The sequence below is a fragment of the Pseudomonas sp. NPDC087336 genome (assembly GCF_044744285.1).
GTDB lineage: Bacteria > Pseudomonadota > Gammaproteobacteria > Pseudomonadales > Pseudomonadaceae > Aquipseudomonas.
Genome location: NZ_JBIUYA010000005.1, coordinates 1 through 13,437, shown reverse-complemented (window position 1 = coordinate 13,437; position 13,437 = coordinate 1). Strand labels below are relative to the sequence as shown.

Sequence of the window (13,437 nt, the reverse complement as noted above, 5' to 3'; positions counted from 1 at the left end):
GACGAGGTTTGCGCAAGAGTGGTAAATCGGACAGCAATGGGCGAGTGACCCCGCTCACTTCACAACTGTTCAATTGCTGATGTGCTGGATATAGTCGCCACGCTTTTTTTGAATCGCAATCGGCCCAGGAAAGACCTTCGCATGACCAAGCTTGTTCGCGCCGCCGTCTTGACCAACTATCTGGAGGTCACTCAATACCTGGGGTTCAACCCACGCGATGTGCTGGCCGGCGTCGGGCTGACCAAGACCTTGCTGCAGGCGCCGGAACACCGTATCCCCATCGATTCCGCCGTGCGCCTGCTGGAAGATTCAGCCGCGGCCAGCGGCTGCCAGACCTTCGGCCTGAGCATGGCCGAATCACGCCAGCTCTCGGACTTCGGCGTGGTCAGCCTGCTACTCAGCCACCAGCGCACACTGCGTGATGCCTTGCAGGTGGTGGTGCATTACCGGCACTTGATGAATGATTCGCTGGCCATCTTCATCGAAGAGGCCGGCAAGATGGTGATCATTCGCGAAGAGGTGGTCACCGAATCGCCGCTGCCCAGCCGACAGGCCACCGAGCTGGCCATCGGCGTGATGTTCCGCCTGTGCGCCGCCCTGCTCGGCTCACACTGGCATCCCTACAGCGTCAATTTCACCCACCAGCCTCCCGACAACCTGCAACTGCACCGCCGCCTGTTCGGCTGCACCCTGGAGTTCGGCAGTGAGTTCAACGGCATCGTCTGCGCAGGCGCCAGCCTGGACATGACCAACCCCAATGCCGACCCGGCCATGGCCCGCTACGCCCAGAGCTACCTCGATTCGCTGCAAGGCCACCAAGGCACTTCGATGCTGTTCGAAGTGCGCAAGGCCATCTACCTGCTGCTGCCCATGGGCCGCGCCACCATCGAGCAAGTCGCGCAGAGCCAGGGCATGAACGTACGCACCCTGCAACGTCGCCTGAAGGATGATGGTTGTGCGTTCAATGATGTGATCAACGACGTGCGCCGCGACCTGGTGCTGCGTTATCTGGACAACCCGAATTACTCGCTCAGTCGCATTGCCGACATGCTTGGCTACTCGATGGCGAGTTCGTTTACACGGTGGTTCATCAGCCAGTTCGGCATGCCACCGGCGACGTGGCGCGCGCAAAAGCAAGGTTCGCCAAAAGCCCCTACGGACGCTGTCCCGCCCAAGCCCTACTGATATCGCGCCTGTTGTGGGAGCTGGCTTGCCAGCGATGGCGGCCTAACAGCCGATCTGTTGTTTGTTGAATGAGTACATATCCATTCCTGCGGTAACGGATATGTACTCAGACAACAATCTCCCACAGACGCACCGGACAAAAAAAACGGCGACTGCTGGTACAGTCGCCGTGAAAAACCGGTGCTGTCCACACCGGTCGAGAACACCACCGCAGCCAGGAGCCAACCACGGCGCGGCCCTCTTCCAGAAAGCGTATTGCGTCAGGTGTCAGAGCCCCCAGTGCAGCAACAACAGCACCAGCACGACGAGGAACACCGTCTCCCCCACCATCAGCAGGATCGGCTTGATGCCCACTGCCGCCAGCTCCTTGAGCTGGGTCTTCATGCCCAGGGCACTGATGGACACCACCAGGCACCAGCGCGACAGTTCATTGACCGAGCCCTGCACCACCGGGGCTATCCACCCGGTGCTGTTGATGCACGCCAGAATCAGAAAACCGACGGCGAACCACGGCAGCAACGGTGGTCGCTTGCCGGTCGGATCGGCGCCCTGCATGCGGGTGATCATCGCGGCGGTGACGATCACCGGCAGCAGCATGGCGACGCGCATCAGCTTGACCACCGTGGCCGTGTCACCGGTCTCGGTGGACATGCTGTAGCCGGCGCCGACCACCTGGGCCACGTCGTGGATGGTCGCCCCGAGAAAAACCCCGGCCACCTGCGGCGACAGTTGCAGCCAGTTGGCGATCATCGGGTAGACGATCATCGCCATCGTCGACAGCGCCGAGACACCGATCACCGTGAACAGGGTCGCGCGTTCTTTCTGCGGGTGATTGGGCAGCGCTGCCGCCAGCGCCAACGCGGCCGATGCGCCACAGATCGCGGTGGCCCCACCGGTGAGCATGCCGAACAAGCGCTGAAAGCCCAGCGCCTTGGCCGCGATCACCGACACGCCGATGGTCACCACCACCAGGATCACCACCAGCGCCACAGGCTTCCAACCCAGCGCCGCCATCTGTTCGAGGGTGATGCGCATGCCCAGCAGCGCCACGCCGATTCGCAACACGGTACGCGCGGTGAACTCGATGCCGGCCTTGCAGGCGCCGTCGCCGGCGAGGAAGTTCAGGGCCATGCCCAGCAGCAGCGCGAACAGCATGACGGGGGCACCGTAGTGCTCGGACAGGAACGACGCGGCGGCGGCCACGATCAGACTGACGATAAACCCCGGGGCCAGTTCGCGCGTGCGGCTATGGATACGGGTAAGGGCGATGGCGCTCATGGCGCGGACTCCTCAGGAACGATGACGATGAACGCCTGGCCGTCGATGATCTCGACCGGGTAGTTGTTGACCTTGACCTGCCTGGAATTGAGCAGGTAGCCACTGTGCAGATCGAAGCGCAAACCATGGGCGCAACATTGAATCACCCGCCCCTCCAGACGCCCGCCACACAGCGAGGCGCCCTGGTGCGGGCAACTGTCGTCGATGGCGAACAGTTGCCCGTCGACGTTGAACAACGCCAGGCTCTTGTCTTCGAATTCGAACAGCGCCCGGCCACCGGCCTGCGGGTGTTTGCCGGCAGGTACGGGAATGCGCCGGGTCATGCCAGCTGCCGCTCGCACTCACCTTCCTTGAGGGCTTGGTGCATGGCTCCGAGCAGCGCCTGGGCAGGTTGGGCACCGATCACCGTCAGGCGGCGATCGAACTGGAAACTCGGCACGCCACTGGTCGCGCCGGGGGATCCGGCAAATGGCGTGGCGTCGCCCTTCAGGCAATCGAGCACGGCGTCGGTATCGATGCCACAGGAACGGGCGATGGCAAGCAAGGTCTCGCGACAGCCAAGGTTTTCGCGTTTGCGGAAATAAGCGGCGAACATCCGCTCGAGCAACATCTCACGCTGGGCAGCATTGCCCAATGCGCTGACCCGTTCGAACAGGCGATGGGCGTCCGCGGTGTTGGGCATCGTCTCGATTTGGCTGAGGTCGATGGTCAGTCCCACCGCCGCCGCAGCCTTTTGTACCTGGGCCTGGCGCATGGTCATGGCATCGGCATTGCCCAGGCGCTTGCGGTAGAAATCGGCGAAGGGCTCACCTTCCAACGGCAACTGCGGCAGCAACTGCACGCCATGCCACTGCGTGCTGATCTGCACATCCGGATGGCGATTGCGGAACTGTACCTGCGCATGCTCCAGCTGGCGTTTGCCGATCAGGCACCAGGGGCAGATAAAATCGAAAAACACATCAATCTCTAGACGACGACTCACAACTTCACCTCTAACCCGGCTTGACTGACGGGGTCAGGCACGCGCTGACCCTGAAGGCGGGCAATATCTTTGTGGTAATGACACTTGGCGTAAAAGAACACGGCTGCTGCCGCAAGGCTGACCAATGGCACCAGCTGGAAAGCGGCGTGCAGGCCGATGAGGTCCGAGACCCTTCCGGTGATGAACGGCCCCGGTGCCAGCCCCAGCATGTTGTTGGCCAATGTCAGTGTGGCGAAGGCCGTGCCATGGACCGAGTAATGGGTCAGGTTGGCAACCATCGCACCCGCGGGGCCGGTGGTGCCGGTGGCAATCAGCATGCCCAGGCAGATCAGTGCCAGTTGCAGAGGCCCTGCCGTCAGTGCGAAGGCCGCCGACAACAACAGGCAACTGCCCAGGCAAAAAGCGATGGCCAGGCTGACCTTGCGTTCCGGCGAGTTGCGACACAGCCGATCGCTGAGCATGCCGCACACAATCATCCCAGCACCGCTGCACAGCACGATGATCGCGGCCATGCCGCCGGCCTTGTCCGTGGGCATGTCGTAGTAGCGATTGAGGTAGCTGGGAATCCACACCATCACCGTGCCACCGACGAACAGCTGCAAGCCGCTGGCGACGTAGGTCGCCACCACCGAACGGCTGGACCACAGCGTACGCAACGGACGCTTGGCCCCCGCGACAGCCTTGGCAACCCGTTGCGGTGCGATGCGCGCTTCCTTGACGATGATCGGGTAAAGGATGGCCAGCAGCAGGCCGAACAGCGCCATGCCGGCGAACGACCAGCGCCAGCCGAGCTTGGCGGCGATCGCACCACCCAACGCCATGCCCAACACCGAGCCGAACATGCCGCCCGCCATGAAGGCGCTGGCCAGGGTTGCCCGCATGTGTTTCGGAAACACCGAAATCACCACCGCGATGCCAACGCTGCCGTAGGCCGCTTCGCCGACGCCGACCATGAAGCGGGCGATGAACATCTGCTGATAGTCCTGCGCCAACGCGCAACCCAGGGTGGCCAGGCTCCACAGCATCGCCATCAGCGCCAGGCTCTTGACCCGGCCGAAGCGGTCGGCCATCAGCGACAGTGGGAACGTCAGCAGCCCAACCATCAGGGCGACAATGCCGCTGAGCAGGCCAAGCTGGCCGTCGCTCAGGGCCCATTCGCTCTTGAGCAGCGGGAACACCGCGTTCAGCACTTGGCGTGACATGTAATCGGAAATCAACAGGCCGAACGTCAGCGCAAAAACAATCCAGGCATATTTACGCGCAACGTTGACGCCACCAGCGTCGTCATCGTCGGCGATTGGGTGAAAGGCCATGCAGCCTCCTCAAAGCTTTTATTTATTTTTGTTATCAAGCGTTTTGCAGTGCGCACGAGTGGTCACGGCCTCTCGTGCGCACCACCGGTCAGCCGCGTTGCGGCACACCTTTGTGCCCAGCCTTGCGGTTGGGGGCCATACCGTTGGCCAGCAGGGTTTCTTCGATGCTGTCGTACTTCACACCGATGCGATAAATCTCGCGGGCTTCTTTGCCACTAGCAATTTCGCGCCCCAGTTCATGGGCGATGCGCACGGTTTGCTGGATCTGCGCCACCGACCCGAATCGGTCGCCCTTGTGATCAATGATAGTGTCTTCATTGCCCACGCGCGGGTGCATGCCCATGGCCATCGACATGGTGTTGAACGGCATGACGTTCTTGAGCAGCGACTCTGAGGTCAGGGTGCAGCCGTCCGGCGCGCGGTGGATGAAGTTGAAGAAGTTGAACGGGTTCGGTCCGTCGAAACCGCCGCCGATGCCGATCCAGGTCAGGTTCAACGGGCCCTTGTAGATGCCCCTGCGAACCAGGCGCTCAAGGGTTTCCATGGCGTGCATGCCGGTCAGTTGGAAGTGCGGCTGGATGTCGTTGTCCATCAGGCGCTTGAGGTGCTCGGCGACCCAGGCCGGGCCTGCCGGTACGGTCATCTCGCTGTAGGCGGCCTGGACCATCGGGTTGGCCAGGGAAGTGCCTTCCAGGTATTGCGGATACAGCAGCTCCATGATGTTCATCTGGGTGGTGTTGATCGCCACCGTGACCTGGTCCGGTTTTGGCGTCAGCTCGGCCAGCATGTGGCGGGTATCGTCGGACAGCCACTTGGCGGCTTCGCCATCACTTTCCGGGGCGAAGGAAATCGAGCCACCGACCTGGATGATCATGTCCGGCACGGCTTCGCGCACACCGGCGATCAGCTCGTTGAACTTCGACAGGCGCTTGGAGCCCTTGCCGTCCAGTTCACGCACATGCAGGTGCAGGACCGTGGCGCCGGCTTCATAGCAATCGACCGCTTTCTGGACTTGCTCGTCCATGGTCAACGGGATGTCTTCAGGGAAGTCTTCTGGCATCCATTCCGGGCCATACGGGGCCACGGTGATGACCACTTTTTCCATGTTTTCGGGGTGCAGGGAATCGTCGAAGAATTGCATGGTTTACTCCACTTCTTATGATTGTCCCGCCCACCCGGGATCGTGCCGGGCAGACGTGTCTACGAGTGCGTATGCAGAAAGGGTCGATCAGTAGGTCTTGTCGCCGATGATCCCGGCGCGCTCCATCTTGCGATGGCACGGCGGGTAGTCCATGACGGCGTAGTGCTGGGTACTGCGGTTGTCCCAGATGGCGATGCTGTTGGGCTTCCAGCGCCAGCGCACTTGATACTCGGGGATGTACGCCTGGCTGATCAGGTAGCGCAGCAACTCGCTCGCGCCGGGGTTGGCGTCCTGGCCGAAGCGCACCCGCTCAGGGGTGTGGTAGTTGCTGAAATGGGTGGTGAAAGCGTTGACGAACAACACCTTCTCGCCAGTTTCCGGGTGAGTGCGCACCACCGGGTGTTCGGCGTCCGGGTACATCGCCTTGAGTGCCAGGCGTTTTTCAATCGGCATGGCGGCACCGAAGCTCGCTTCGATGCTGTGGCGGGCGCGCAGATCGGCGATCTTGACCTTTACGTCATCTGGCAAGTTCGCATAGGCCTGGACCATGTTGGCCCACATCGTGTCGCCGCCCACCGGCGGGCATTCCACGCAGCGCAGCACGCAGCCCATCGGCGGCGCTTCGCGCCAGGTTGCATCGGTGTGCCAGGCGTTTTCGTAGCGGTCCATCGGCTGGTCCGGATTCTTGTAGATGCGCACCAGCCCCGGATGCTCCGGATCGCTGCCGGCCACCGGATGGTCCTCCAGCTCGCCAAAGCGTCGGGCGAAGGCCACGTGTTCGGCGCGCGTGATGTCCTGGTCGCGCAGGAACACCACCCGGTGCTTGAGCAACTGGGCACGAATCTCGGCAAACAGACCGTCATCATGCACCGCGTCGGCGAGGTTCACGCCGATCAGTTCGGCGCCGATGCTGCAAGTCAATTGTTCGACTTTCATGGCTGGCTGCTCCTTAAATGACGAAAATCGATGAACCGGTGGTCTTGCGCGCCTCAAGATCGCGATGAGCCTGCACCGCATCCTGCAAGGCGTAGTGCTGGTTGATCTCGATCTTGATCCGGCCGCTGCCGACGTGGTCGAACAACTCACCGGCCAGGGCGGCTTTTTCCGCAGGGTCGCTGATGTAGTTGGCCAAGGCCGGGCGGGTCAGGAACAGCGAACCTTTCATCGCCAGCATCACCGGGTCGAACGCCGGGATCGGTCCGGAGGCGGTACCCACGCAGACCATCAGGCCACGGGGTTTCAACGAATCCAGCGAGCCCATGAAGGTGTTCTTGCCGACGCTGTCGAACACCACGTTCACGCCAACGCCGTCGGTCAGTTCGCGAACGCGTGCGGCGACGTCTTCATGGCTGTAATTGATCGTATGGTCACAACCGTGCGCCCGGGCGATTTCGGCCTTTTCCTCGGTCGAGACCGTGCCGATCACATTCAGGCCGAGCAATTTGGCCCACTGCGAGACGATCAGGCCGACACCACCAGCGGCCGCGTGCAGCAGAATGCTGTCGCCTTCCTTGAAGTCGTAGATGCGGCGCATCAGGTACGAAGACGTCAGGCCGCGCATGGTCATGGCCGCTGCCGCTTCGAAACTGATGGTTTCCGGCAGCTTGATCAGCGGCGCGGCGGCGATCAGTCGTTCGGTGCTGTAGGCACCCAAAGTGTTGAGGAAACCGGTGTAGGTGACGCGGTCCCCCACCTGAACGTTGGTCACCCCTTCGCCAATGGCCTGGACCACACCGGACGCCTCGACGCCCATCCCGTTGGGCATCGGGATCGGGTAGGTGCCGTTGCGAAAGTAGGTGTCGGCATAGTTCAGGCCGACCGCCACATGACGCAGGCGAACCTGACCGGGACCCGGATCGCCGACTTCGACATCCTCATAACGAAGGACTTCGGGACCACCGGTTTCGTAGAAGCGTACGGCCTTGGCCATTTTTCTTATTCTCCAGTCTGCAATATTGGCTGCTGCGTCGATTTGCGCTGATTGGACTGTAGGACGCTGCCTGGTGAGCCGCTTCTCATCAGACGACAATGGCTTTTCATTTCATGACAGTGCTCGCCGTGACGCTCACGGCAGTGGATGACTTATCCGGTGCCGCTCGCTACCCTGCACACCACGACACACCGTCCAGACGAGCGCTTCATGAAATCCCCCGCAGGTTTGTTGCTGTCGGCCATCGAGCTGGACCGTGCCAGCGCCATCCCCTTGTACCGCCAACTGTATTTGCAGATTCGCAAACAAATCCTCGGTGGCCGGATCCTGGGAGGTGTGCGCCTGCCGTCGACCCGCACCTTGAGCAAGGAACTGGCGTTGTCGCGCATCACCATCCTCAATGCCTTCGATCAGTTGATCGCCGAGGGTTTCCTGGCCTCGCGCACCGGCGCTGGCACCTACGTCGGCACCGAATGGGAACACCGCACGGCTGTCGACGACGGGCAGGCACGCCAGCCCCCTCGCCTGTCCGACCTGAGCCAGTCGATGCTGTCGCTGCGTAGCGATCATTTTCGCGGGGTGTCCTATGCCGACTGGGATCCGTCGACCCCGACCTCCTTCCTGCCCAGCCACAGCACCTACGACGCGTTCCCGCACGCGATCTGGCGGCGCCTGATGAACCGTCACCTGCTCAAGCCAACCAAGGCCATGCTCGGTTACGGCGAATTGCAAGGCTTGCAGGCGCTGCGCACGGCCATTGCCGAGTACGTCTTCGACGCCCGGGGCATCGACTGTGACGCCGGGCAAGTGGTGATCGTTTCCGGTGCGCAGCAAGCCTTCAACCTATTGGGCATGCTGCTGCTCAATCCGCAGGACCGCGTGTGGATGGAGGATCCGGGGCATATCGCGGCGCGTATCGCCTTGCAGGCCCAGGGCGCGCAGGTGGTGCCGCTGCCTGTCGATGAGCAGGGGATCGATGTCGAGCAAGGCCTGGCCCAATGCCCGGATGCGCGCCTGGTGTTCACCACGCCCTCGCGCCAGCATCCGCTGGGCGTGACCCTCAGTTATGCGCGACGCCAGACACTGATCGATTGGGCTGCACGTCAACAGAGCTGGATCATCGAGGACGATTGCGACAGTGAATTGCGCTACAGCGGCCGCCTCCTTCCCGCGCTCTATGCCATGGACCAGATGGCACGGGTGATCTACGTCGGGACGTTCAGCAAAGTGCTGTTTCCCTCGCTGCGACTGGGCTACGTGATATTGCCCCAGGCCCTGGTCGAACCCTTTTGCACCTTGCGCGCGGTCATGGATCGCAGCCCGCCCACCCTGCTGCAGGCGACGACGGCGGACTTCATGGGCGAAGGCCACTTCCTGGGGCACATCCGCCGCCTGCGTGCGCTGTACCAAGCGCGCCAGCAGGCCCTGGTCGAGCAGCTGCAACAACAGCTCGGCGGTTTCTTGCGGATCACTCCGGTGGACGCCGGCATGCACCTGATCGCCTGGCTACCTCCCGCGCTCGATGACGACGCGATTGCCAAGCAACTGGCGCGATACAACATCCACACCTACGCCCTGAGTGACTACTGCATCGAGCACGTCCTGCCGCCTGCCCTGCTGATCGGTTTTGCCGGCACCCCCGAACACCAGGCCCGGGAGCGCGTCGAGGCGCTGGCCCGGGCCCTGGACGCGATGGGCTGCCTGACGCAAGCCACTTGAAACAGGGCAAGTGGTCTTAACAATTAACTGATAATGGATCTATCGAGAGTTCCTGACTGGCGCGATAAAGGCTGCGTCGCAAGACCCGTGTCTGAACCAGGAACGACTCGAATGAACAATAAGATCCAGGAACGATTCAACGCCTTGCTTTGCCACAACGTGGTCGAGGACGGCACGGCACCCGTGCTGACTGACGCACTGGCCCGGCAGTTGCTCGAACGACTGGCGCAACTGCGCCTGTTTGCCCACGCCTACCCGCTGCTGACCAACCTCACCCACGGTCGTGTCACCCCCGCCGACCTGCTCGACTTCGCCTATCGCCACGAGCTGCAAGGCCTGAGCCTGCACTTGCTCGACGGCGAGGCCAACAGCCTGAGCCAGATGACGCCTGCGCAACTGCAGGTGTTTGCCGACAAGGCCCGTGCCCTGGGACTGGATGTGCATCTGGAAATCAGCAGCACGCAGAAAAAAGATGTCGACCAAGTGATCTCCATCGCCCTGGCCCTGGGCGTGCGCAACATCCGCGTCTACTCGCGCTACGAGGGAACGCTCTCGCGGGTCATGGACCTGATCGAAACCGACCTGCAGTACCTGGCGCAGCAGGCAGACAAGCACGACCTGTACTTCGACTTCGAGCAGCACGAAGAGCTCAAGAGCGGCGAGATCGCCCAACTGCTGAACCGCCTCGACCACCCTCGCCTGCATGCCCTGTTTGACTTCGGCAACATGATCAATGCCTGCGAACAACCGCTACAGGCGCTGCGTAACCTGGCGCCGCACATCCGCCAGGCCCACCTCAAGGGCGTGCGCGTGGTCCCCGAGCAAAACGGCTTCGGGCACTACGGCGTGCTGCAGGGCAGCGCCGAAGATGACCTGCCCAGTGCCCGCCTGCTGTTCGAGCTGTTGATGCTTGGCCAAACCCGCCCGCAAGTGATTGCCTTCATCCTCGAGCAGGAAAACCACTACGTGGCACCGGCGTTCCGCCAGGCCCTCGAGGCGGCCGACCCCTTCATTGCCTATCGGGAAATGAGTGACACGCCACTGCCTGCCGGTTTCTCGCTGGAACGAATGCTGGCCGACGAACACCGCTGGGCGAACAACCAGGTGGCCTACGTGCGCGGCGTGCTGGCCGAGTTGCGCACCCTGGCTGAACTGACACTGGCCTGACTAACCCTGGCAAATAACCCCAAGCCTGAACCCGACGCTACGAACCGATTACGCCCGGAGAAAAATAATGACAACTCAAAACAAGGCCAAATGGCTCAGATTCCTGATACTCATCCTCGGTGGCGGCACCATCTACAAACTGGCCAACCTCAAGGACGCCTTCTATGTGCCCATGCAGCAATTCATGGGCTTGAGCCACACTGAAATCGGCTTGCTGCTGAGCGCCAACGCGATCATCGCCACCGCGTTGTTCGTGGTCGGCGGAATGCTCGCCGATCGCTACGACACCCGCAAACTGATCCCCATCGGCCTGATCGGTACCGGTAGCCTGGGGCTGTACCTGGCCACCTTTCCGCCTTTCAGCAACCTGCTTATCGTGTTCAGCCTGCTGGCGGTGTGTGCCGACTGCATCTTCTGGCCCTCGTTGCTCAAGGCCATCCGCAACCTGGGCGACGATCAGGAACAGGGACGGCTGTTCGGCCTGCTGGAAGGCGGACGTGGCGTCATCGATACCCTGGTGGCTTTCTGCGCGCTGGGCGTGTTCGTCGCCATGGGTTCGGGCGAAGCCGGCCTGAAATCGGCGATCCTGTTCTACTCGGTGATCGACATCCTGGCCGGGACCCTGACCTGGTTCCTGCTCAAGAGCGCAGGCACACAGACGACCGCCAAGCCCGGCAACGGCCTGGCCAATCTGTTCGAAGCCATCAAGGTGCCGGGCATCTGGCTGGTCAGCCTCAATGTGTTCATGGTCTACATCGTCTACTGCGGCCTGACCTACTTCATTCCCTACCTCAAGGAAATGTACGGCCTACCCGTGGCGCTGGTGGGCGCCTACGGCATCATCAACCAGTACTTCCTCAAGATCCTCGGCGGACCTGCCGGTGGTTTCATCGCCGACAAGCAGTTCAAGAGCACCAGCCGCTACCTGAAGTGGGCGTTCCTGGCGCTGCTGCCACTGATGGGCGTCATCCTGCTGATTCCCAAGAGCCCGAGCTTCCTCTATGCCGGCATGGCCGCCACGCTGTCCTTTGCGCTGATCGTGTTTTCCATGCGCGGCGTGTTCTGGGCGCCCATGGGTGAAGTCGGCATTCCCCAACACATCACCGGCTCGGCCTTCGGCATCGGCTGCCTGATCGGCTATGCACCGGGCATGTTCGCCTACGTGATCTATGGCGCCATCCTCGACCACTTCCCCGGCCAGCAGGGCTATAACTATGTATTCAGCCTGATGAGCGGGTTGGCGATCATTGGCTTCATGGTGTCCAGCCTGCTGTATCAATCGGTGCGCAGGAAGTCCACGGCCAGCAGCCAGGTGAGTGCAGCGCAGGCTTGATACGACGCTGTGTATCACTGTGTATCTGGACGACGGCGCGATACAGATACTTGCACCGGTCCCGCTCTTCGACACAGGCCAGATACGTCACCACGCTCAAATGCAGGCAGGGTTTGAAGGGGATCGGCCGGATCCCCTGGCCAGCGGCTTGCAAAGGAGCATCATCATGAAGATGGCACAGCAGAACGAAAAACCCGGTAAACCCCGCCGCGGTCTGGTCGGCGCATCGATCCTCGCGCTGAGTCTGTTCGGCGTCCTGGGTGCCGCCCACGGGCAAACGTCCGCTACCGCGCAGCCTGGCGCGACAGCGGTTGGCGTCACGCAAGCGGCCACTTCGGCATTCGGTCCGCTCAAGCATGTCAACGCCGGCCTGCTGAACGTGGCGTACGCCGAAACGGGCCCGGCCGATGGCCCGGTGGTGATCCTGCTGCACGGTTGGCCGTACGACATCCACAGCTATGACGAGGTCGCGCCCTTGTTGGCGACCAAGGGTTATCGCGTGTTGATGCCCTATGCGCGAGGCTACGGCGACACGCATTTCCTCTCCGAAAAAACCCTGCGAAACGGCCAACCGGCCGCGCTGGCCAGCGACGTCATCGACTTCATGGACGCCCTGAAGATCAAGCAAGCCGTGCTCGGCGGCTATGATTGGGGCGCGCGTTCCGCCGGCATCGTTTCGGCGCTGTGGCCAGAGCGGGTCAAGGCACTGGTCTCGGTCAGTGGCTACCTGATCGGCAACCAGGCCGCCGGCAAAAACCCGCTGCCGCCCAAGGCCGAGCTGCAGTGGTGGTACCAGTTCTACTTCGCCACCGACCGCGGCCGCGCCGGGTACGAGAAAAACACCCATGACTTCGCCAAGCTGATCTGGCAACTGGCCTCGCCGAAATGGGCCTTCGATGACGCCACCTTCGACCGCAGCGCCAAGGCGCTGGAAAACCCCGACCATGTCGACATCACCGTGTTCAACTACCGCTGGCGCCTGGGCCTGGTCCAGGGCGAGAGCCGGTACGAGGCGCTGGAGCAGAAACTGGCCACCGCGCCTTCCATCAGCGTGCCGACCATCACCCTGGAGGGCGATGCCAACGGCGCGCCGCACCCGGCCCCCGAGGATTACGCCAAGCGCTTTACCGGCAAATACGAATTCCGCCTGATCAGCGGCGGCATCGGCCACAACTTGCCGCAGGAAGACCCGCAAGCGTTCGCCAAGGCGGTGATCGATGCCGATCATCTTTGAGGTCCTAGCGATAGGGGCCTGACAACCGACCCATCGCTCGCGGCTGTACCCGTTCTACTGTGTGATCGTTCCCACGCTCTGCGTGGGAATGCCGCCAGGGACGCTCCGCGTTCCGCTGTCGACGCATGACGTGAGCCCTGCGCAACGGTGACGCG

12 protein-coding genes are annotated in these 13,437 nt (G+C 62.3%); 5 read left to right on the top strand and 7 right to left on the bottom strand.

The features are described from left to right. The first annotated feature begins 141 nt into the window (after positions 1-141). Positions 142-1,185: an AraC family transcriptional regulator gene (locus tag ACIO0C_RS06445; protein WP_401309271.1), complete on the top strand. Its 1,044-nt coding sequence runs from the start codon at positions 142-144 to the stop codon at positions 1,183-1,185. A gap of 267 nt (positions 1,186-1,452) precedes the next feature. Here the strand turns inward: ACIO0C_RS06445 and ACIO0C_RS06440 are convergent, their stop codons facing one another. From ACIO0C_RS06440 to ACIO0C_RS06410, 7 genes are all read right to left on the bottom strand, one after another. Continuing rightward, positions 1,453-2,463, bottom strand: a complete 1,011-nt coding sequence (locus ACIO0C_RS06440; protein ID WP_008066683.1) for a YeiH family protein — start codon at positions 2,461-2,463, stop codon at positions 1,453-1,455. Further along, positions 2,460-2,786 (bottom strand): Rieske 2Fe-2S domain-containing protein, encoded by a 327-nt coding sequence (locus ACIO0C_RS06435; protein ID WP_008066685.1) that lies wholly within the window; start codon positions 2,784-2,786, stop codon positions 2,460-2,462. The genes ACIO0C_RS06440 and ACIO0C_RS06435 overlap by 4 nt, the downstream gene beginning before the upstream one ends. Then, entirely contained in the window at positions 2,783-3,445 is a 663-nt protein-coding gene (locus tag ACIO0C_RS06430) for a DsbA family protein (protein WP_401309267.1), read from the bottom strand. The genes ACIO0C_RS06435 and ACIO0C_RS06430 overlap by 4 nt, the downstream gene beginning before the upstream one ends. Then, positions 3,442-4,758 (bottom strand): MFS transporter, encoded by a 1,317-nt coding sequence (locus ACIO0C_RS06425; protein WP_401309264.1) that lies wholly within the window; start codon positions 4,756-4,758, stop codon positions 3,442-3,444. The genes ACIO0C_RS06430 and ACIO0C_RS06425 overlap by 4 nt, the downstream gene beginning before the upstream one ends. Positions 4,759-4,846: 88 nt before the next feature. After that, entirely contained in the window at positions 4,847-5,899 is a 1,053-nt protein-coding gene (locus ACIO0C_RS06420; protein WP_401309262.1) for a 3-keto-5-aminohexanoate cleavage protein, read from the bottom strand. Between the two features lie 87 nt (positions 5,900-5,986). After that, complete coding sequence (locus ACIO0C_RS06415; protein WP_401309259.1) at positions 5,987-6,835, bottom strand: TauD/TfdA dioxygenase family protein; 849 nt, start codon at positions 6,833-6,835, stop codon at positions 5,987-5,989. A gap of 13 nt (positions 6,836-6,848) precedes the next feature. Further along, positions 6,849-7,829: a quinone oxidoreductase family protein gene (locus ACIO0C_RS06410; protein WP_401309256.1), complete on the bottom strand. Its 981-nt coding sequence runs from the start codon at positions 7,827-7,829 to the stop codon at positions 6,849-6,851. 210 nt (positions 7,830-8,039) lie between these two features. Here ACIO0C_RS06410 and ACIO0C_RS06405 point away from each other — a divergent pair, with 210 nt between their 5' ends. The 4 genes from ACIO0C_RS06405 to ACIO0C_RS06390 all read left to right on the top strand — a co-directional run bounded on the left by ACIO0C_RS06405 (position 8,040) and on the right by ACIO0C_RS06390 (position 13,282). Beyond that, positions 8,040-9,548, top strand: a complete 1,509-nt coding sequence (locus ACIO0C_RS06405; RefSeq protein WP_401309254.1) for a PLP-dependent aminotransferase family protein — start codon at positions 8,040-8,042, stop codon at positions 9,546-9,548. Between the two features lie 111 nt (positions 9,549-9,659). Then, the gene (locus tag ACIO0C_RS06400; protein WP_401309251.1) at positions 9,660-10,715 is read left to right on the top strand and encodes a sugar phosphate isomerase/epimerase family protein; all 1,056 of its coding nucleotides are present in this window, start codon (positions 9,660-9,662) and stop codon (positions 10,713-10,715) included. A 67-nt stretch (positions 10,716-10,782) separates the two neighbouring features. After that, positions 10,783-12,048, top strand: coding sequence for an MFS transporter (locus tag ACIO0C_RS06395; protein WP_401309248.1), 1,266 nt, complete (start codon positions 10,783-10,785; stop codon positions 12,046-12,048). 166 nt (positions 12,049-12,214) lie between these two features. Continuing rightward, complete coding sequence (locus ACIO0C_RS06390) at positions 12,215-13,282, top strand: alpha/beta fold hydrolase (protein WP_401309245.1); 1,068 nt, start codon at positions 12,215-12,217, stop codon at positions 13,280-13,282. Positions 13,283-13,437 lie beyond the last annotated feature (155 nt).